Below are 19,344 nucleotides of genomic sequence, written 5' to 3' on the forward strand. Positions count from 1 at the left end.
AGGTCGGATTAGCGCAGCGTAATCCGACATTGCAGAATCACCCCCGAGGCGCGTATTCCAGCACATCGGAGAAAAACGCTTCCTGGGGTAACCCTTCGTCCACCAGCGCATCCATCAGCGTGTAAACCATCGTCGGCGACCCACTGGCGTGGACTTCCACGTTATTCCAGTCCATACCTGAAGCCAGCACCGTGCGCACCAATTGGTCGTGGTGTCCGCTCCAGTCGTTGTCCTCGTCATCTCCTACTACCGGCAGGAAGGTGAACGGAGGCCACTCCTCCTGCCACTGCTGGGCCAGGGAGCGGAGATACATATCCTCGTGGCGACGAACGCCCCAGTATAGCTTCACCGGTTCGTTGTAGGACGTCTCCCGAAGGTAATCCACCAGGCTCTTCATCTGGGCAAAACCGGTGCCGGCTGCCACCAAAAGGAGCGGCTTCTGTGGTGCTGCAGCCAGACAGGCGCGGCCATGGGGCAGCTCAACAGTGACTTCCCCACCGGAGGTCAGAGCATCGATCACCCTCTGGGCAGAGACCCACTCCGGCGTGGCCTGGATATGCAATTCGATCAACTCTGCCGACGGGCTGCTGGCAATGGAGAAATAGCAGGGGTCGGTATCCGGCAGGTTGACCGACAGGTACTGGCCGGCATGAAACGACAGTTCCCGGCGACGGGGCAGTTGCAGTTCCACGCGGTATACATCGTGGCTGATGGAACGGACGTCCACCACCTTTGCCTGGAACTTGCGGGGCTGGTTGTCTCCGGATGCCATAACGGCGTGTATCTCCAGTTGAAGGTCACTGAGGGCCAGGGTGCGACACATCATCAGGCGCCCGGTGACCGGAATAAGTTGTTGATTACGGGTGTTCAGGGCGTCGCCACTGAGCAACCGGGCTTCACAGAGCTCGCAGACTCCGTTGCGGCAGGCGGCGGGAACGGCGATGCCCGCCTTACCTGCCTCTTCAAGCAGGGTCTCATCCGCTGCGGCGGAATACGTCAACGCAGACGGTGCCAGCCTGATACGAAAAATTTCGCCGGCCATATCAGTCGGGACGATCGGGCGTAACTTCAATCCCCAGGCTGTCCCAGATGTCATCGACACGCTTTTTGACGTCATCGGACATGGTAATGGGCGTGCCCCACTCACGGTCTGTTTCACCGGGCCACTTGCTGGTGGCATCCATGCCCATCTTCGACCCCAGCCCGGACACCGGCGAGGCGAAATCCAGGTAGTCGATCGGCGTGTTCTCCACCAGCGTTGTATCCCTGGCCGGATCCATCCGGGTTGTCATGGCCCAGATCACGTCTTTCCAGTCCCGCGCGTTCACATCGTCATCGGTGACGATCACGAACTTGGTGTACATGAACTGCCGCAGGAAAGACCATACTCCCATCATTACCCGTTTTGCATGGCCGGGGTACTGTTTCTTCATGGTCACCACTGCAAGACGGTAGGAACAGCCTTCCGGCGGAAGGTAGAAATCCACGATCTCGGGGAACTGCTTCTGCAGGATGGGGATAAACACCTCGTTCAGCGCAACTCCGAGAATGGCCGGCTCATCCGGTGGCCGACCGGTGTAGGTGCTGTGGTATATCGGGTCTTTACGGTGGGTCATGCGCTCCACGGTAAACACCGGGAACTGATCCACCTCGTTGTAATACCCGGTATGATCCCCGAACGGCCCTTCCGGAGCCATGTCATCCGGGTAGATAAAGCCTTCCAGCACGATCTCGGCACTGGCCGGCACCTGCAGATCACTGAGGCCACATTGCACCAGCTCGGTACGGCCACCCCGCAACAGTCCTGCAAAAGCATATTCCGACAACGAATCCGGCACCGGCGTTACCGCCCCCAGAATCGTGGCCGGGTCCGCACCCAGGGCAACCGCCACCGGATAGGGCTTGCCGGGGTTGGCCTTCTGGAACTCCAGAAAGTCCAGCGCACCGCCCCGGTGACTGAGCCAGCGCATGATCAGCCGGTTGCGGCCAATCACCTGCTGGCGATAGATACCCAGGTTCTGTCGCTCCTTGTGGGGGCCACGGGTAATCACCAATGGCCAGGTCACCAGCGGCCCGGCGTCCCCCGGCCAGCAGTGCTGCACCGGTATCTGGTACAGATCCACCTGATCCTTTTCAATCACCACATCCTGGCATGGCGCAGAGCGCAGCACCTTCGGGCTCATGCGCATCACCTGCCGGAACAGCGGCAGTTTCTCGATGGCGTCTTTGAAGCCTTTGGGGGGATCGGGTTCCTTGAGAAACGCGAGCAGCTTGCCGATGTCCCGCAGCGCGGTCACATTGTCCTGGCCCATACCCATGGCCACGCGGGTCGGGGTACCAAACAGGTTGGCCAGCACGGGCATGTCGTAACCCTTGGGGTTCTCGAACAACAACGCAGGACCACCTGCCCGCAGGGTGCGGTCGCAGATTTCGGTCATTTCCAGGTGGGGATCCACTTCCACTGAAATTCGCTTCAGCTCACCAAGCTTTTCAAGCTGGGATATGAAGTCCCTCAGGTCGTTGTATTTCATTGGCTGCTCCGGTTGATTCCGGCATTGTACGTGATTTTCGAATGTTCGGTTTGGATTCGCTGCCGGAAAATCAGGTGCAGGAACAGGATGGGGGATGCTTGTCCCAGACACGCCGTGAATACGTCCATGTAGGCTCCCATTTGCCATCCATGGCAAATGAGGGTCTGGGACAAGCATCCCCCACCCTGTTCAGAAAGCGCGAGTTATACGCAAGAACAACGAATCTCAAAGCGAACAGTCGGGTTTTGCAGAATCTGACTCAAAGTACGAGAGAGCAATCAGTAAGTGTGGTTCGCGCGCAATGAGTCAGATCGGCAACGCCGGGGATCGTCTCCCCGGACCGTGCATTGCCAGGGATGGCAATGCCGAGCCCCCATGGATGGGTTCACGGCGTGTCCGGGGAGACGATCCCCGGCGTTGCCAGCCCCCAAAGCTCAGTGCGCAAAGAAGGCCATAAGCAGAATCAACGCCGCTTCATCGAGTCAAAGAACTCGGCGTTGGTCTTGGTTTCCTTGAGCTTGTCCAGGAGGAACTCGATGGCCGCGGTGTCGTCGTCCATGGAGTGCAGCAGCTTGCGCAGAATCCAGATACGCTGGATATCCGCCTCACTCATCAGCAGATCCTCACGGCGGGTGCCGGAGCTGCGGATATTGATGGCAGGATAGGTGCGCTTCTCGGCAATCTTGCGATCCAGGTGGATCTCCATGTTGCCGGTGCCCTTGAACTCCTCGTAGATCACCTCGTCCATCTTGGACCCGGTGTTGACCAGCGCTGTCGCCAGGATGGTCAGGCTACCGCCCTCCTCCACGTTACGGGCAGCACCGAAGAACCGCTTCGGCTTTTCCAGGGCATGGGCGTCCACACCACCGGTCAATACCTTGCCCGAGGACGGAATCACCGTATTGTAGGCACGCGCCAGGCGAGTGATGGAGTCCAGCAGGATAACCACATCTTTCTTGTGCTCGACCAGGCGCTTGGCCTTCTCGATCACCATCTCGGCCACCTGCACGTGACGGGCCGGGGGCTCGTCGAAGGTGGAGGCGATGACTTCGCCGCGCACGGTGCGCTGCATCTCGGTCACTTCCTCGGGCCGCTCGTCAATCAGCAGTACCATCACATGGCACTCCGGATTGTTACGGGTGATGGACTGGGCAATGCTCTGCATCAGCAGCGTTTTACCGGCCTTGGGCGGAGAAACGATCAGGCCGCGCTGGCCCTTGCCAATGGGTGCCACCAGATCCAGAACACGGGAGGAGAGATCCTCGGTGCTGCCGTTACCCGCTTCAAGCATCAGGCGCTCATCGGGGAACAGCGGTGTCAGGTTCTCGAACAGTATCTTGTTACGGGCGTTATCCGGCTTGTCGAAGTTGATCTCGCTGACTTTCAACAGGGCGAAATAGCGCTCCCCGTCTTTTGGCGGGCGGATCTTGCCGGCAACCGTGTCACCGGTGCGCAGGTTGAAGCGACGGATCTGGCTCGGGGAGACGTAGATATCGTCAGGGCCGGCCAGATAGGAAGCGTCAGCAGACCGCAGAAAGCCGAAACCGTCCTGCAGAATCTCCAGTACGCCGTCACCGTAGATGTCTTCGCCGCTCTTGGCATGCTTCTTCAGGATGGTGAAGATCACATCCTGCTTGCGCGAACGGGCCAGGTTATCGAGGCCCATCTCTTGCGCAATATCGAGCAATTCGGGCATGGAATTCTGCTTGAGTTCAGTAAGATTCATAGGTTATTAGATTGTCAGGAATGGAAGTAAACGAACATTGGAATGACAGGGATGCCCCTGAACGGGTTGATCGGGTATACGTTGTCTAGGTGCTGGCCAGATGGAGCAACCGGTGTAGATGGTATCCGGAAAGGTACTAAAGCCAGAGACAGGAAGAACAACCGTTCGCCGGGCAACAGCGATCATCAGCCACCTCGTATATCAATGTCAAGTGGTGTTGCACACTTTTGGGCCTATTTCCGGTTTTCAGGCCTCCTGTACCCCACAAAATACGGCTTGCCCTCCCTCTGATGGGTTACTCCCCTTCCATTCACAGCCATCGATGCGGATACTGACAGGATGACTTTACAGACTCCGGAGTACTCCCATGAGCATCGACACCACGCGTGAAATGAAACCCCTGAACGTTGCCCTGTTAACGGTATCTGACACCCGTGGTGTGGAGGAGGACTCGTCAGGGCAGTTTCTGGAAGACAGCCTGACCGGCGCCGGACACCGGCTCATTGCCCGGCGCATTCTTCCTGATGACGTTTACCTGGTGCGTGCTCTGATGTCTGGCTGGATAGCGGACCCGGGCATCAACGTGGTGATTATCACCGGTGGCACCGGCTTTCATGAGCGCGACAGCACACCGGAAGCGGTGATCCCGCTGCTGGACAAGACCATTGAAGGTTTTGGCGAGGAATTCCGCCGCCTGTCCGCCAGTGAGATTGGCACCTCCACCATCCAGTCCCGTGCATTCGGGGGCATGGCCAATAACACCGTCATCTTCTGCCTGCCCGGTTCCACCGGCGCCTGCCGCACCGGCTGGAATGGCATCCTGAGCACACAACTGGACAGCCGCCACGGCCCCTGCAATTTCTCGGGACTGGCCCTGGGCAAGCCGGACAAGCCTTTCAGCCGTATTAACGAAGTCATTGGCGAGCGTTCGGAGCGATAATTCATGGCAAGTTCAGACCTGACCCCCGTTGACGATGCCATCAGCCGTCTGGTCACCCAGGCCCGTCCGGTTACAGACACCGAAACGGTGGCCCTTGAAAACAGCCTGGACCGGGTGCTGGCAAGGGACTACAGCGTTCCGGCAGACGTCCCCCCCGCTGACAACAGCGCGGTAGATGGTTACGCAGTGCGCGCCGGGGACGTCGCCGAAGCCACTGTGCTGCCGGTGTCTGGTCGAGTGGCCGCAGGCGAGGCACCCGGCTCCTTCCAACCCGGCACCGCCGTGCGCATTTTCACCGGTTCGGAAATTCCGGCAGGTGCGGATTCGGTGGTCATGCAGGAGCGGGTCACGGTGACCGAAGATGGCATCACCATCAATGCACCGGTCAGCGAAGGCCAGAATATTCGCCGCCGGGGGCAGGATCTGACCCAGGGTGAACTGGCACTGGCGAAGGGCACAAAGGTCCGGCCACAGGAAATGGGTCTGCTGGGCTCGATGGGTGTGGCCGAGATTGAAGTCTACAAGAAACTGAGAGTGGCCATTCTGACCACCGGTGATGAGCTGGTAGACCCGGGCCAGCCCCTGGCGCCAGGACAGATCTACAACTCCAATCGCTATACATTGCTGGGCCTGCTGGCGAAAGCCGGATGTGAGGTCGCACTCTGCGAGACCCTGGCAGACACCCGTGACGGAACCCGCAGCACCTTCGAGCGTGCGGCCGCGGAGGCCGACCTGATCATTACCAGCGGCGGCGTGTCGGTGGGTGAGGAAGACCATGTACGCGTGGTGCTGGAAGAGGCCGGCAGCCTGTCGCTGTGGCGCATGGCCATGAAACCGGGCAAACCCCTGGCTTTTGGCAGCATTGAGGGCACCCCGGTGCTGGGCCTGCCCGGCAACCCGGCCTCGGTGCTGGTTACTTTCCTGGTCGTGGGTATGCCGCTGATACGCGCCTGCCAGGGACGGCCGTCCATTTCACTCCCTGGCGAACAGATGCCCGCCGGATTTTCGGTCGGGAACCCTTCGGTTCGACGGGAGTACGTCCGCGCCCGCAAGGGTATCGGTGAGGACGGCCCTGTCGTCAACGCCTACCCCAATCAGAGCTCGGGCGTACTCAGCGCGGCCTGCTGGGCTGAAGGCCTGGCGGTAGTGCCGGAAAATACGGCCGTTGGTATTGGTGATACCATTACTTACTATTCATTTGCGGAGCTGCTGGAATAACCATGGCTGCAGATAACAACATTACCGTGAAGTTTTTCGCCCGCCTGCGGGAGGAGCTGGATACGGCCTCACTGACGGTCGAGGCCAGGCCTGGCCTGACGGCGGGCCAGCTGTTGCATGACCTGGCTGAAAGAGGGGGAAACTGGGCTCAGCTGGATGGCGCGCAGCCGGTGATGATTGCGGTCAATCAGCTGATGACCAAACCGGACAAGACATTGCACCCCGGCGATGAGGTGGCCTTTTTCCCGCCGGTAACAGGGGGCTGATGTGATTCGTATTGAGCAACAGGATTTTGATCCCGCCGAGGAATACCGGGCGCTCCGTGACAGTGGGTCCGGCACGGGTGCTATCGCGACGTTTACCGGGCTGGTCCGGGACAGCGGCGATATGGAGGGTGTGACGGGGCTGTTTCTGGAGCATTACCCCGGGATGACGGAGCAGGTTATCCAGGGGCTGATCCGTGAGGCGTCCGAACGCTGGGATGTGCGGGAGGCGCGGGTTATTCATCGGGTGGGGTATCTGCCGCTGGGTGAGCAGATTGTGTTTGTGGGGGTTTGCAGTGCCCATCGGGGGGATGCGTTTGCGGCCTGTGAGTTCATCATGGACGCTCTGAAGACGTCGGCGCCGTTCTGGAAGAAGGAGATCAGTGGCGACAGTGAGCACTGGGTTGAGCAGAAGGCTTCGGATCTGGACCGGTCGCAGAGTTGGGAGTAGTTCCTTCGGGCTTTTTTGCCAGACGGCAACTAATGCCAAGCCACCTTTCCGAAAAACGCTTTGAATACGTCCTTGTACGCTTGGGCTCCGCCATCCATGGCTCCGCACATTTTCGGAAAGGTGGCTCGGCATTACTTGCCTGGCTGGTTGCTTGCCTGAGGAGCGGCTTCCGTGCGATTTGCTCGAGGCAATAAAAAACCGCCCGTGAGGTCAACTCAGGGGCGGTTTTGACCGGTGGCGGCAATCAGAGATTGCTGTCCAGGAACGCAGCCAGCTGGGATTTGGACAGGGCGCCGACTTTGGTGGCGTCCACGTTGCCGTTTTTGAACAGCATGAGTGTGGGGATGCCGCGGATGTTGAATTTGGGCGGTGTCTGCTCGTTTTCGTCGATGTTCAGTTTGCAGACTTTCAGCTTGCCTTCGTATTCTTCGGCCATTTCTTCCAGTACCGGGGCGATCATCTTGCATGGGCCGCACCATTCTGCCCAGTAGTCCACCAGTACCGGTACGTCCGACTGCAGTACGTCCTGCTCAAAGGAGGCATCTGTAACGTTTACAATATTTCCGCTCATTTCAGTTTCCCGATTCTTGGTCATGGTAGGCGATACTTTACGCGATTGATCACGCGGATGTGAAGCGCTTCCTTTCTTCGGCATGCTTCGGATTACACTGACCCGCGGCGCACCATTGCGTTACACCACATATCGCTTATAGTAATCACAAGTCTGGCGGTTTCCGCCTGCCATCGCATTGTCGCTGGTTTTCAAACAGCCGTTGCCGGGGTGTCACCCGCGCGGTTTATCACGCTCTCTTCCCTCTTTATCAGGGCCTGGCAGAAGGAATTCAATACACGTGACGGCCAACTCCTCCGCCACCTCGCCAGAGCTGCTCGCAGCGATTGATATGGGCTCCAACAGTTTCCACATGGTGGTTGCCCGCCTTGTTCACGGTGAGATCCGCACCCTTGAGAAGATGGGCGAGAAGGTTCAGCTTGGTGCTGGCCTGGACAGGTACAACCGCCTTACCGAGGAAGCCCAGGAGCGTGCCATGGCGTGCCTCAGCCGGTTTGCCCAGAGGCTGCAGGGTATGCCACCGGAAGCGGTTCAGGTGGTAGGCACCAACGCACTCCGGGTGGCCCGTAACACCCAGGAGTTCATGGCCCGGGCGGAGGAGGTTCTGGGTTATCCGGTGGAGATCATTGCTGGCCGGGAGGAGGCCCGCCTGATCTATCTGGGCGTGTCACATACCCTGTCGGATGACAGTGGCCGGCGGCTGGTGATTGATATCGGCGGTGGCAGCACCGAGTTTATCATCGGGGAACGGTTCGAACCCCAGGACCTGGAAAGCCTGCATATGGGCTGCGTGTCGTTCCGCAACCGTTATTTTCCGGATGGCAAGATCACCCGCAAGCAGATGGACCGGGCAATAACCCATGCCGAGCAGGAATTGCTCAATATCCGCCAGCACTTCCGTAACAAGGGCTGGGAAAGCGCGGTGGGCTCATCGGGGTCGATCAAGGCCATCTCCAGCGTGCTGGCCAGCCTCAAGATCACTGACGGCATTATCACCCTCGAAGCAATGACCGAGCTCCGAAAACGCCTGGTGGATATGGGCAAGGTGGAGAAGCTCGGCGACCTGGGTGTGCGCACTGACCGCCAGAGCATTTTCCCGGCCGGGTTTGCCATTCTGATGGGGGCGTTCCAGTCGCTGCAGATCAAGGACATGACTTTTGCTGACGGCGCCCTCCGTGAAGGCCTGCTCTACGATATTGCCGGGCGGATCCAGCATGAAGATGTGCGGGAGCGCACCATCCAGGCCCTGCAGGAGCGCTATCACGTTGACCAGGAGCACGGTGCTGCCGTGGAGGAGACGGCGATTGTCGCCTGGCGACAGGTAGCCGATTCCTGGGCACTGAACACACCGGCAGACGAGGAGGTGTTACGCTGGGCCTGCCGGTTGCATGAGATCGGCCTGACCATTTCCCACAGCCAGTACCACAAGCATGGCGCCTACCTGCTGCGTTATTCCGATCTGCCCGGTTTCAGTCAGCAATTCCAGCGGGACCTGGCAACGCTGGTGCGAGGGCACCGGCGCAAGTTCTCGTCTGCGATCTTCGAGGGCCTGGCCCCGGAAGACATTCCCCGCCTGCGCTATCTCTGCGTTCTGGTGCGCCTGGCGGTATTGCTCCAGCACCCGCGCAACCACGAACAGCCACCGGAACTTCGCCTGCGCCCGTCCACCAATGGCCTGACGGTGGAGTTTCCTTCCGGCTGGCTGGATGATCGCCCACTTACCCTTGCCGACCTTGAAAACGAGCGTGACTACCTGTCCAAGCAGGATTTCACTCTGGAAGTCAAAGTCTAGGGCAACAGCTCTGCTTCGAGATCCTCCACGGTTTCGCTGGTTTCAAGCCACTCTGCTTCCACTTCGGCCAGACGGCTTTTGGCGGCGGCCTGCTGCCCCAGTAATTCCTTCAGCTTCTGTTTGCCCTGGTCGGCATACAGATCGGGGTCGGAAAGTTGCTGCTCCAGGGTCACCAGCGCAGACTGAAGCTTGTCCATTTCCTTCTCCAGCGCCGCCTGTTTCCTGCGATAGGGGCTGAGCTTCTGTCGGATCGCCGCTTCTGCCCGCTTGCGGGCCTTGCGGTCTTCGGCATTCTCACCGGCCGCAGCGCCCGCCGCCTGGGCCTGACTACTGGCCCCATCAACCCCGCCGGCTTCGCGCCTGGGTGCTTCGGTTTCATCCTTGCGCCGATCCGCCAGCCAGCGCTCATAATCTTCCAGATCACCGTCGTATTCAGTGACACGGCCGTCGTTCACCAGCCAGAAATCATCCACGGTGTTGCGCAGGAGGTGACGATCGTGGGAGACCACCACGATTGCCCCGTCGAAATTCTGCAGCGCCATGGTCAGCGCCTGCCGCATTTCCAGATCCAGGTGGTTGGTGGGCTCATCCAGCAACAGCAGATTGGGCTTCTGCCAGGCGATGACCGCCAGGGCCACCCTGGCTTTCTCGCCACCTGAGAACGAGCGGATAGGGCTCAGCGCACCGTCGCCATGAAAATCAAAGCCGCCCAGGAAGTTACGGATGCTTTGCTCAGATGCCCTGGGGGCGAGGCGCTGCAGGTGCAGGAAGGGACTGGCATCCAGATCCAGGGACTCCAGCTGGTGCTGGGCGAAATAACCTATGGCCAGGTGTTCCCCGGTGGTGCGTTCGCCCCGCAGCAGCGTGCGCTCACCCCGAAGGGCATCCATGAGCGTGGATTTGCCTGCACCATTGGGGCCCAAAAGGCCAATCCGGCTTCCCGGCAACAACGACAGGTTGATTCCCTCAAGAACCACTGTTTCGCCGTATCCGGCCGCACCGTTGCGGATGGACAGCAATGGATTGGATACCTTGTCGGCCACCGGAAACTCGAAACTGAACGGCGAGTCCACATGGGCCGGTGCGATTTTCTCCATACGCTCAAGGGCCTTGACCCTGCTCTGGGCCTGTCTCGCCTTGGTTGCCTTGGCCTTGAAACGGTCGATGAATCGCTGGATCTCGGCAATTCTGGCCTGCTGACGCTCATAACCGGCCTGCTGCTGGGCGATACGCTCACTGCGCTGGGTTTCAAAGGCTGAGTAATTACCCGTATACAGCTCCAGTTTTCGTTGATCGAAATGCACCAGATGTGTAGCCACACGATCCATGAAGTCCCGGTCATGGGAAATGAACAACAGCGTGCCTTCGTAGCGTCGAAGCCAGTTTTCCAGCCACAGGCAGGCATCCAGGTCCAGGTGGTTGGTGGGCTCGTCCAGGAGCAGCAGGTCCGAAGGGCGCATCAATGCCTGGGCCAGGTTGAGGCGAATCCGCCAGCCCCCGGAAAACGAAGAAACCGGCCGGTCAGCGTCGGCATCCGAGAACCCGAGCCCCCGCAGCAGGGATTCGGCGCGACGCGGCGCAGACCAGGCCTCGTGGACATCCAGCTCACCATGAATACGCGCAACCGCATGATCATCACCACGCTCTTCGGCAGCCGCCAGCTCTGCCTCCATTCGGCGCAGGTCGTGATCACCGTCCAGCACAAAATCCCTGGCACTGCGTGATGAGGCAGCCACTTCCTGGGCCATGTGGGCAATGCGACAGCCACCGGGTAAAGACACGCTACCCTGCTCCGGTGCAAGCTGCCCCAGCAATAACTGGAACAAACTGGATTTCCCGGCGCCATTGGCTCCGACTATTGCCACCCGCTGGCCAGGCTGAACGGTCAGGTTGACGGCTTCTAGCAACCAGACGCCACCCCGTTGTAAACTGAGATCGGTTATCGTTAGCATGACGTAATGGTATCAGGGAAAGTTGAATAGGGAACCGGCAGAGGCTCTATGTCGTGTAGTGGGGGCAAGATACCTGAGGATGCGGATCCGGAAAACCCGCTTTGGCAATTTGCCTGCCGGTTCTGGGCATTGCCCCGTGCGCAGCAAACGTGCCTGGAGCTGCAAGAGCTTGGCTGGAGTGTTACGCGGATTCTCTGTGCGGCCTGGCTGACATCCTGCAGACGCAGGTTTTCCGGGCACGAAGCTGACGCGGTAACAAGTTGGCGAAAGCAGGTGACCGAGCCGCTCAGGTCTGCGCGAAAATACATAACGAAAAACGACTCTCGCACTGCTAAGGTAAGGGAGTCCATAGCCCGCAGTGAACTTGAAGCAGAGCGGGTGGAGCTGGCACTGGCCTATCAGGCCCTGGTTTCAGATACATCCACAGGCTCGGGTGAAGAAGCCACGGCCAGTCTGGCCCGGAATAACCTTTTCGCTGCGGCACCGGAGAATACAATGGATAACGGGACCGGCAGAATGCTGGATACACTTGCCAGAGAACTGTCGACACTCTCAAATGGAGATAACAAGCCATGTTGATGAAATGGCTGATCCGGCTGGCCTTTCCCGCACTGGGTGTTCTTGTTGCGCTGATTGTCTTCGGCCTCAACGACCCGGCAACTACATCAACCACACCCGCTGAAACCGAAGCCAGCGTGGATATCCCCTCTTTTGAGGGACTGGTTCCCTCGCCCATACCCACCGAGGGACCGGATATCGTCTTCAAGTGGCAAAGCAGTGACGGTAGCTGGCATTACGCTGACAAACCACCGGCCCAGGGCCCCTGGAATGCCCTTGCCATAGAGAGAGGCGAAAACGAGCCCTTGCGCCCGCAGACCGCTGATCCGGAAACCGACTGGCAATCTCCCTACCGGGCCCCGTTTGCATTGACACCCGACACCGCGAACAACGGCAGCTAACGCTGCCGTTACTCCTCCCTTAACACTTGTTCAGTGGCATCCGGCGACAGAACCCGCTACCTTCTCTGCGTTCGTGATCATTCAACAGTAACGATAATTAAGGAACAGGCAATGAACAAAACCCTGATCGCACTGGCGGTTGCCGGTATCATGGCCGGCTGCTCATCTCCCCAGGATGCAACCCGGGACGACCCCGCACTGGACTCTACCGATGAAAAGGTAAGCTATGGCATGGGTCTGGTGATGGGAGAGCGCATGGGCAACGATCTGCCAGATCTGCAAATGGACCAGTTTCTGCAGGGCATTCAACATGGCCACGCTGGCGACGAAGAACAGACCCGCATGAGCCGCGAGGAAATCCAGGAAGCGCTGATGGCCTACCAGACCCAGCTCCAGGAGCAGGAATCGGCACAGACAGACGAACTCGCCACCAAGAACCGCGAGGCGGGTGAGGAATTCCTGGCCGAGAACGCAGAACGGGACGGTGTCGAAACCACCGATTCAGGCTTGCAGTATGAGATTCTTGAAGAGGGCGAAGGCGACAAGCCGACACCGGAAGATCGTGTCCGGGTTCACTATACAGGCGAGCTGATTTCAGGTGAGGTGTTCGACAGCTCACGGGAACGCGGTGAGCCGGTCACATTCGGCCTGAATCAGGTTATTCCGGGCTGGACCGAGGGCCTGCAGCTGATGTCTGAAGGCAGTAGGGCCAGGCTGTACATTCCCGCGGATCTGGCTTACGGCCAGGGCGGCAATCAGAGGATCGGCCCCAACGAGACGCTGATATTCGACGTGGAACTGCTGGAAATCAACCCGGAATAATGACATCACGCCGGCTTCTTCCCCCCATCATCTGTTGATGGCGGGGAAGAACCGGTACACACCGGATCACGCTGACGACATGACTTTGTCTGCGTGGGCGTTATGAAGATGCTCAATCAGATAATCTTCCATCTCAAAGCGGCTTTCCAGAGTCTCACCCAGCTCCGAGAGCTGCTGGAACAACTCGCGGACTTCGCTCTCGGTCAGTGACTGGCCATTGAGACGGTCATTGAAATTCAGTGCCGTTTCCGTGGTCTGTTCGATCTTCGGGTACAGTCTTGCGGCCAGTTCCAGGCCACCATCATTGAACTCCCTGGCTTCCTGTACCAACTGCTCGTAGATCTCGAAGTGCCCTGCTGATACGTAATCGACCAGTACCTCGCAGAGCCTCACGAATTTTTCACGCAGTGCCTCTGTTTGCGAGTAGTCCGTGGCACCGGACAAATCGCAATAGTGCACCAGCAACTCCTGCCTTTCTTTCAGCCAACGGTCAATCAGTTCGCTGACACCACCCCAACGCTCCCTGGCATTACGGCAATTATCCAACATGACGCCTATCTCCGGTTACCGGGTTCTGATTTGGTTCTTCTTGTTCTGACGAGTCTCAAGTTACCCCATGCTGACGGTCCGTCGCAACCGTTTCAGCCCTGTATCCAGCCAGACTTTTTGCGCGGCCTGAACAACAGGATGAGGCCTATGATAACCAGCAGGGTAAAAAAGACTGCGGTCCAGCCTGGGATGCTGAGCCCGAGAAAACGCCAGGTCACTTCGGCACAATCTCCCGTGCCCTTGAGAGCGGTAGCCAGCACTTCCATCCAGGGCATCACATCCAGCATATAGTCCACTGAGGGACCGCACGCCGGAACCTGGTCTGCAGGCAGGCTCTGCAGCCAGAGTTGACGACCGGCCACACCAAGGCCGGCCCCGGCGCTCAACGCCAGAAGCAGGCCGTAGATTCTGATTCCGAACCCCTGCGGGCCGTGCAGAGCTGCCAGCAGGCTGACCAGCCCCGCGGCCATGAAACCGAAGCGTTGCAGCCAGCAAAGAGGACAGGGCTCCAGCCCCATGAAGTGCTCCATGTAGAAGGCCACACCCAGCAGACCGGCGCAAACCAGAAATATCAGGAAAAAAACGGTTCTGGAATTCAAATGCGTACCTCTGATCAACATTCATGTCAGACAGTTCGTCCCGCCACAGGGGCGAGACCACCAGATGCTGCAACCCTGCATCGACCCTGCTATTCTCCCAGCAGCAATGGAGCCTGCGGGCGCCCAGCCCCTTAACCTTAACCCAATACGAACTTCAAGCCTATGACACTAAAGCCAAAGCACCTTTTACTGGCACTGCTGATCACCCTGCCCTTTGCCCCGGCAACCCTGGCCCAGGAAGAGGAAGATGCAGAACCGGAGGCCCAGGAGGAGCAGGAGCCGGGCATCACCGACTACATCGAGATGGACCCGCCTTTCGTGACCCATGTGGGCGAGCCGGGCAACAAGCTGACCTACCTCAAGGCATCTGTCACCATTCGGGCGTCCAGGGAGACCACTCGCGACGCCGTGGAAGCACACATGCCGAGGTTGCGCCACGAGCTGGTCATGCTGTTCGGGGAGCAGACGGATACCGGGCAATTGTCCGGAAACGAGAAGCAGCAGGCACTGCGTGAAGAAGCCGCCAACAGGATTAATGCGGTACTGGAAGAGCAGCAAACCGGCGAGAGCATCACCGGCGTGTTATTTACCGAATTTGTGGTGCAGAAGTAGATACCGGGCAATGGCCGCCCGGTTCAGGCAATGCGGGAAAACAGATCATCCACGGGCTGCGATTCTCTGGCAACCTGTTCGGCGTCTTCCCAACCTGCCTCCCAGGCGGCAATCACAACGTCACCCCGGTACGGGCAGCGGCTGCGGTCCATGCCCATGGAAGCAGCCATATAGCCCTGGCGGTAGGCCTTGTTCAGGGATTCCACATCCCATCCCAGCTTGATGTCTCTGGCCATGTCGGTTCTCCATTTACCTGTGCAGCCACCATCAAACGGTGCCTTTCTGCGTACAGAAATTAACAGTGCCCGCAGGGCCTGACAAACTTTTGTTACATTTCTGTGCGACAGGTCCGGAGAGAGTGTGAAACCGGGCCGGAACCACATTATTCACTTCAGGAACGCAGGTACTGCTCCAGAAATTCGGCAAAGGGCTGGTTGTCGCTTTGCTCCATGGCGGCCTGTTCTGCCAGGGAATCCCTGCTCATTTTCTCGAACGCCGCCATAACCTCATCTGGCAGGCCCTCACCCCGCAGCGTCTGCTGATGACGGCGGGAGATCTCGAGCCCCCACTCCCGGTGCCCCATACCGGAGCTTTCCATGGCATCCAGCACCCTCGCCGAAGGCACCTGGAGCGGGTCGTCCAACTTGGCCCGCTGGTCCCCAAGGGACCGACGGTAGGCATCATCGCCGTTCCAGCCGTCCAGCTGTTCCGCCAGCGGCTCCAGGCGATCCAGCAGGGCCCGGGCAGCATCACCCACGGCGATCGGCTCACCGGCACGGCATAGTCTCAGCTCCGGATTCCTGCCCCTGGCGACCACATCCTGGAAGTTGTCATCCAGGCGCTCGCATTCATCGTCGTCGATACGGGGGCTGTCAGACAGCAGGCAGTCCAGCAGAAACAGGTCCAGGAAATCAATCTGGCTTTCGTTGACCCCGACCGGAGAAAACGGGTCCAGATCCAGGCAGCGCACCTCAATGTATTCCACGCCGCGGGATTCCAGCGCCTGAATCGGCTTTTCCTCACGCTCGGTAGTCCGCTTGGGGCGCACGGCGCTGTAATACTCGTTCTCGATCTGCAGCACACTGGTATTGATCTGGATGAACTCGCCGTTGCGCCGGGTGCCGATTTCCTCATAAGGCGGCCAGGGGGTATGAATCGCCCGGGCCAGAGTGTCGGTGTAGGTCTTGAGCTCGTTGAAACAGATATTCAGCGAGGCCTGGGCATTGTTGTGATAGCCCAGGTCGCCCATGCGCAGTGAGGTGGCATCCGGGCCATACCAGGTGTCATCGCTGAACCTGGCCAGATCATGGCGCACACCCGCCACAAAGCTGGCATCCAGAGCCGGGGAGGCTCCGAACAGCAGCATCAGCAGCCAGCTGCGGCGGCGGAAGTTGCGAATCAGCCAGAAGTACTGGTCTGACTTGAAGTCCTGGAGACTTTGCTGGTTGCCAACCGCCTGCTGCCACAGGTTCCAGAAGCTGTCCGGCAGTGACAGGTTGTAATGGGCACCGGCAATGCTCTGCATCATGCGCCCGTAACGTACTGCCAGCCCCTGGCGGTAAACGTGCTTGAGACGCCCTATATTGGCTGTTCCGTATTCGGCGATGGGAATGCTTTCATCGCCGTCCAGCTCACAGGGCATGCTGGCCGCCCAGAAGACTTCGTCCCCCAGGTGATGCTGTACAAACCGGTGAATATCCCGGAGGGAGTCAAGCATGCCACGGGTGCTGTCAAACACTGGCGTAATCAGCTCCAGAAGGGCTTCGGAGTAATCCGTGGTGATACGAGGATGGGTCAGCGTGGAGCCCAGGGAGCGCGGATGCGGTGTCTGGGCAATAAAGCCGTTGCGATCGACCCGCAAGCCTTCTTTTTCCACGCCCTTTCTGAACCCTGTCCACTGACTGGCCGTGAACTGCTGAAAAAGCTGATGGCGGGATTCACCCATGAATGGCTCCTGCTTGAACGACTGCCGGGGCAACCGGCAGCCATAACGATTGTGTGAGTTGGCGCGGGTTAACGGCCGTCTTTGCGAGCTGATGCCAGCGCCTGCGCCAGTGCTCCCGCCATGGCACCCTTTTGCGGGCTGCCACTGCTTTTCTGGCGCTCATTCCTGGCAGCGGGTTTGCTCTTGCTGCCACTGCCTGCACGATGGTCTGACTTCTCGCCCGGCTGGTCATCCATACGCATGGAAAGTGCAATCCGCTTTCTCGGGATATCCACATCCATTACCTTGACCTTGACGATATCACCCGCCTTGACCACTTCCCTCGGGTCTTTTACGAAGGTGTTGGACAGCGCGGAGATATGTACCAGCCCATCCTGATGCACGCCAATATCCACGAACGCCCCGAAATTGGTAACGTTGGTAACCGAACCTTCCAATACCATGCCCGGTTTGAGATCACCGAGGGTTTCCACCCCTTCCTCAAAACTGGCAAACCGGAATTCTGGGCGCGGATCACGGCCAGGCTTTTCCAGTTCTGCAATAATATCCTTTATGGTCGGCAGACCAAACTGATCGGTCACATAGTCCTGCGGGTTCAGGGAACGCAGAAACGGGGCGTCACCGATGATGCCCTCAACCTTGCGATTATTCTTCCGGGCAATGGCTTCAACCACACCATAGGCTTCCGGGTGAACGGAGGACCGGTCCAGCGGGTTGTCGCCGCCGGCAATACGAAGGAAGCCCGCCGCCTGCTCGAAAGTCCGGTCACCCAGGCGCGACACTTTAAGCAACTGCTTGCGATCACGGAATACGCCATTGTGGTTACGGAAATCGACAATGTTCTCGGCAATGCTCTGGTTAAGTCCGGAAACCCTTGCAAGCAGGGGAATGGAGGCGGTATTCAGGTCGACACCCACGCCGTTAACACAGTCTTCCACCACCGCGTTCAGACTGCGGGCCAACTGAACCTGTGATACGTCGTGCTGATACTGACCCACGCCGATGGACTTGGGTTCAATCTTGACCAGCTCTGCCAGCGGGTCCTGCAGGCGGCGGGCGATGGATACCGCACCACGAATGGTCACGTCCAGATCCGGCAGTTCGCGGGAGGCAAACTCTGACGCGGAGTAAATCGATGCCCCGGACTCACTGACCACAATCCGCGCCAGTTTCAGTTCCGGATAACGCTTGCACAGGTCCGCCACCAGTTTTTCCGTCTCCCGGGAGGCGGTGCCGTTGCCGATGGCAATCAGCTCAATCTTGTACTGGCGACAGCAGTTGGCCAGCTGCTCGATGGACTGGTCCCACTGGTTGCGGGGTGCATGCGGGAAAATACCGCCATGGCCCACCACCTGGCCGGTGCCGTCGATGATGGCGACTTTCACACCGGTACGCAGGCCGGGGTCCAGCCCCAATGTCGGGCGGGGGCCGGCGGGCGCCAGCAACAACAGATCTTTCAGGTTGGCAGCGAACACGTTGATGGCTTCGGTTTCCGCCGCTTCCCTTACCTGCGCCATCAGGTCGGTTTCAATCTGGGTGGAGAGTTTTACCCGCCAGGTCCAGCGCACCACGTCCGACAACCAGCGATCGGCAGCGCGGCCATTATCACGGACATTCCAGCGGGCAGCGATACGCTGTTCGGCCGGATGCGGCTGGCGACGATCGTCTTCGGCATCTCCCACCACAATGGAATAGGTCAGCACGCCTTCGTTGCGGCCCCTCAGGATAGCCAGGGCGCGGTGGGAAGGGACCTTTTTCAGCGGCTCCACATGATCAAAATAATCACGGAACTTGGCGCCTTCCGTTTCCTTGCCCGCCACCACGGTGACCTTGAGCTGGCCCTGCTGCCAGATAAAATCCCGCAGGTCGCCCAGCAGCTCCGCATCCTCGGAAAAACGCTCCATGAGGATATAACGGGCGCCATCAAGCGCGGCTTTGGTGTCGGTAATGCCGGCGTCCGGGTTCAGGTAGCCCTCCGCCACCTGCTCCGGTTCCAGGGTCGGGTCGCTGTAAAGTGCATCGGCCAGGGGTTCCAGCCCAGCCTCACGGGCTATCTGGGCCTTGGTGCGCCGCTTGGGCTTGTACGGCAGGTAAAGGTCTTCCAGGCGGTTCTTGGTGTCGGCGGCGTCAATGCTCGCACGCAGCTCCTCCGTCAGTTTGCCCTGTTCATCGATGCTGTTGAGAATGGTGGAGCGGCGGTCTTCCAGCTCCCGCAGGTAACGCAGGCGATCTTCCAGCGTACGCAGCTGGCTGTCGTCCAGCGAGCCGGTCACTTCCTTGCGGTAACGGGCAATAAACGGAACCGTGGCACCACCGTCGAGCATTTCCACGGTGGCATTAACCTGCTGTTCACGAACACCCAGTTCGTCGGCAATCCGCCTGATGATACTGTTCATGCAACCTCATCTGATGCT

The 19,344-nt window shown here is 59.2% G+C and carries 19 protein-coding genes; 9 read left to right on the top strand and 10 right to left on the bottom strand.

Annotated elements, in window-relative coordinates; genetic code table 11:
* Positions 1-37: 37 nt before the first annotated feature.
* The 3 genes from HLUCCO03_RS09710 to rho form a co-directional block, all read right to left on the bottom strand.
* Entirely contained in the window at positions 38-1,042 is a 1,005-nt protein-coding gene (locus HLUCCO03_RS09710; protein ID WP_027830747.1) for a 2Fe-2S iron-sulfur cluster-binding protein, read from the bottom strand.
* Position 1,043: 1 nt separating this feature from the next.
* Positions 1,044-2,531 (bottom strand): 4-hydroxy-3-polyprenylbenzoate decarboxylase, encoded by a 1,488-nt coding sequence (gene ubiD / locus HLUCCO03_RS09715; protein ID WP_027830746.1) that lies wholly within the window; start codon positions 2,529-2,531, stop codon positions 1,044-1,046.
* A gap of 463 nt (positions 2,532-2,994) precedes the next feature.
* On the bottom strand, positions 2,995-4,257 hold the full coding sequence (gene rho, locus HLUCCO03_RS09720) for a transcription termination factor Rho (protein ID WP_027830745.1): 1,263 nt from the start codon (positions 4,255-4,257) through the stop codon (positions 2,995-2,997).
* Positions 4,258-4,624: 367 nt separating this feature from the next.
* Here rho and moaB point away from each other — a divergent pair, with 367 nt between their 5' ends.
* The 4 genes from moaB to HLUCCO03_RS09740 are packed head-to-tail and all read left to right on the top strand — an operon-like array spanning position 4,625 to position 7,129.
* Complete coding sequence (gene moaB / locus HLUCCO03_RS09725; RefSeq protein WP_027830744.1) at positions 4,625-5,197, top strand: molybdenum cofactor biosynthesis protein B; 573 nt, start codon at positions 4,625-4,627, stop codon at positions 5,195-5,197.
* Between the two features lie 3 nt (positions 5,198-5,200).
* Positions 5,201-6,415, top strand: coding sequence for a gephyrin-like molybdotransferase Glp (gene glp, locus HLUCCO03_RS09730; protein ID WP_027830743.1), 1,215 nt, complete (start codon positions 5,201-5,203; stop codon positions 6,413-6,415).
* Positions 6,416-6,417: 2 nt separating this feature from the next.
* Positions 6,418-6,681 (top strand): molybdopterin converting factor subunit 1, encoded by a 264-nt coding sequence (moaD, locus tag HLUCCO03_RS09735; protein WP_036197229.1) that lies wholly within the window; start codon positions 6,418-6,420, stop codon positions 6,679-6,681.
* 1 nt (position 6,682) lies between these two features.
* A complete protein-coding gene (locus HLUCCO03_RS09740) occupies positions 6,683-7,129 on the top strand; it encodes a molybdenum cofactor biosynthesis protein MoaE (RefSeq protein WP_027830741.1) in 447 nt (148 codons plus the stop codon).
* 244 nt (positions 7,130-7,373) lie between these two features.
* Here the strand turns inward: HLUCCO03_RS09740 and trxA are convergent, their stop codons facing one another.
* A complete protein-coding gene (gene trxA, locus HLUCCO03_RS09745) occupies positions 7,374-7,700 on the bottom strand; it encodes a thioredoxin TrxA (protein WP_007153552.1) in 327 nt (108 codons plus the stop codon).
* A 280-nt stretch (positions 7,701-7,980) separates the two neighbouring features.
* Here trxA and ppx point away from each other — a divergent pair, with 280 nt between their 5' ends.
* Positions 7,981-9,492, top strand: coding sequence for an exopolyphosphatase (gene ppx, locus HLUCCO03_RS09750; protein WP_027830740.1), 1,512 nt, complete (start codon positions 7,981-7,983; stop codon positions 9,490-9,492).
* Here ppx and HLUCCO03_RS09755 read toward each other — a convergent pair.
* Positions 9,489-11,444 carry an ATP-binding cassette domain-containing protein gene (locus HLUCCO03_RS09755; RefSeq protein WP_027830739.1) on the bottom strand — a complete coding sequence of 652 codons (1,956 nt, stop codon included), beginning with the start codon at positions 11,442-11,444 and terminating at the stop codon, positions 9,489-9,491. The two genes, ppx and HLUCCO03_RS09755, sit on opposite strands and share 4 nt — an antisense overlap.
* A gap of 48 nt (positions 11,445-11,492) precedes the next feature.
* On the opposite strand from HLUCCO03_RS09755, the gene HLUCCO03_RS09760 reads away from it, so the two are divergent.
* The 3 genes from HLUCCO03_RS09760 to HLUCCO03_RS09770 all read left to right on the top strand — a co-directional run bounded on the left by HLUCCO03_RS09760 (position 11,493) and on the right by HLUCCO03_RS09770 (position 13,225).
* Positions 11,493-12,023 carry a TIGR02444 family protein gene (locus HLUCCO03_RS09760; RefSeq protein ID WP_027830738.1) on the top strand — a complete coding sequence of 177 codons (531 nt, stop codon included), beginning with the start codon at positions 11,493-11,495 and terminating at the stop codon, positions 12,021-12,023.
* A complete protein-coding gene (locus HLUCCO03_RS09765) occupies positions 12,017-12,403 on the top strand; it encodes a hypothetical protein (RefSeq protein WP_027830737.1) in 387 nt (128 codons plus the stop codon). Before HLUCCO03_RS09760 ends, HLUCCO03_RS09765 begins: the two co-directional genes overlap by 7 nt.
* A gap of 111 nt (positions 12,404-12,514) precedes the next feature.
* On the top strand, positions 12,515-13,225 hold the full coding sequence (locus tag HLUCCO03_RS09770) for an FKBP-type peptidyl-prolyl cis-trans isomerase (RefSeq protein WP_027830736.1): 711 nt from the start codon (positions 12,515-12,517) through the stop codon (positions 13,223-13,225).
* A 66-nt stretch (positions 13,226-13,291) separates the two neighbouring features.
* On the opposite strand, the gene HLUCCO03_RS09775 is transcribed toward HLUCCO03_RS09770, so the two are convergent.
* Positions 13,292-13,774 carry an Rsd/AlgQ family anti-sigma factor gene (locus tag HLUCCO03_RS09775; RefSeq protein WP_027830735.1) on the bottom strand — a complete coding sequence of 161 codons (483 nt, stop codon included), beginning with the start codon at positions 13,772-13,774 and terminating at the stop codon, positions 13,292-13,294.
* Positions 13,775-13,866: 92 nt separating this feature from the next.
* Positions 13,867-14,373 (bottom strand): disulfide bond formation protein B, encoded by a 507-nt coding sequence (locus tag HLUCCO03_RS09780; protein ID WP_027830734.1) that lies wholly within the window; start codon positions 14,371-14,373, stop codon positions 13,867-13,869.
* 162 nt (positions 14,374-14,535) lie between these two features.
* Between HLUCCO03_RS09780 and fliL the strand changes: the two genes are divergently transcribed.
* Entirely contained in the window at positions 14,536-14,985 is a 450-nt protein-coding gene (gene fliL / locus HLUCCO03_RS09785; RefSeq protein WP_027830733.1) for a flagellar basal body-associated protein FliL, read from the top strand.
* 23 nt (positions 14,986-15,008) lie between these two features.
* Here fliL and HLUCCO03_RS09790 read toward each other — a convergent pair whose 3' ends face one another.
* From HLUCCO03_RS09790 to HLUCCO03_RS09800, 3 genes are all read right to left on the bottom strand, one after another.
* Positions 15,009-15,221, bottom strand: coding sequence for a ribosome modulation factor (locus HLUCCO03_RS09790; protein WP_027830732.1), 213 nt, complete (start codon positions 15,219-15,221; stop codon positions 15,009-15,011).
* A gap of 155 nt (positions 15,222-15,376) precedes the next feature.
* Positions 15,377-16,930 (bottom strand): glutamate--cysteine ligase, encoded by a 1,554-nt coding sequence (gene gshA / locus HLUCCO03_RS09795; protein WP_027830731.1) that lies wholly within the window; start codon positions 16,928-16,930, stop codon positions 15,377-15,379.
* Between the two features lie 68 nt (positions 16,931-16,998).
* Positions 16,999-19,326, bottom strand: a complete 2,328-nt coding sequence (locus HLUCCO03_RS09800) for a Tex family protein (protein ID WP_027830730.1) — start codon at positions 19,324-19,326, stop codon at positions 16,999-17,001.
* Positions 19,327-19,344 lie beyond the last annotated feature (18 nt).

It is taken from the genome of Marinobacter sp. HL-58 (assembly GCF_001314605.1).
GTDB lineage: Bacteria > Pseudomonadota > Gammaproteobacteria > Pseudomonadales > Oleiphilaceae > Marinobacter.

Bases quoted from the DNA above. Each gene is read 5' to 3' on its own strand.
- HLUCCO03_RS09710 (WP_027830747.1), bottom strand. From the start codon at position 1,042: ATGGCCGGCGAAATTTTTCGTATCAGGCTGGCACCGTCTGCGTTGACG.
- ubiD (WP_027830746.1), bottom strand. From the start codon at position 2,531: ATGAAATACAACGACCTGAGGGACTTCATATCCCAGCTTGAAAAGCTT.
- rho (WP_027830745.1), bottom strand. From the start codon at position 4,257: ATGAATCTTACTGAACTCAAGCAGAATTCCATGCCCGAATTGCTCGAT.
- moaB (WP_027830744.1), top strand. From the start codon at position 4,625: ATGAGCATCGACACCACGCGTGAAATGAAACCCCTGAACGTTGCCCTG.
- glp (WP_027830743.1), top strand. From the start codon at position 5,201: ATGGCAAGTTCAGACCTGACCCCCGTTGACGATGCCATCAGCCGTCTG.
- moaD (WP_036197229.1), top strand. From the start codon at position 6,418: ATGGCTGCAGATAACAACATTACCGTGAAGTTTTTCGCCCGCCTGCGG.
- trxA (WP_007153552.1), bottom strand. From the start codon at position 7,700: ATGAGCGGAAATATTGTAAACGTTACAGATGCCTCCTTTGAGCAGGAC.
- HLUCCO03_RS09755 (WP_027830739.1), bottom strand. From the start codon at position 11,444: ATGCTAACGATAACCGATCTCAGTTTACAACGGGGTGGCGTCTGGTTG.
- HLUCCO03_RS09760 (WP_027830738.1), top strand. From the start codon at position 11,493: ATGTCGTGTAGTGGGGGCAAGATACCTGAGGATGCGGATCCGGAAAAC.
- HLUCCO03_RS09765 (WP_027830737.1), top strand. From the start codon at position 12,017: ATGTTGATGAAATGGCTGATCCGGCTGGCCTTTCCCGCACTGGGTGTT.
- HLUCCO03_RS09770 (WP_027830736.1), top strand. From the start codon at position 12,515: ATGAACAAAACCCTGATCGCACTGGCGGTTGCCGGTATCATGGCCGGC.
- HLUCCO03_RS09775 (WP_027830735.1), bottom strand. From the start codon at position 13,774: ATGTTGGATAATTGCCGTAATGCCAGGGAGCGTTGGGGTGGTGTCAGC.
- fliL (WP_027830733.1), top strand. From the start codon at position 14,536: ATGACACTAAAGCCAAAGCACCTTTTACTGGCACTGCTGATCACCCTG.
- HLUCCO03_RS09790 (WP_027830732.1), bottom strand. From the start codon at position 15,221: ATGGCCAGAGACATCAAGCTGGGATGGGATGTGGAATCCCTGAACAAG.
- gshA (WP_027830731.1), bottom strand. From the start codon at position 16,930: ATGGGTGAATCCCGCCATCAGCTTTTTCAGCAGTTCACGGCCAGTCAG.
- HLUCCO03_RS09800 (WP_027830730.1), bottom strand. From the start codon at position 19,326: ATGAACAGTATCATCAGGCGGATTGCCGACGAACTGGGTGTTCGTGAA.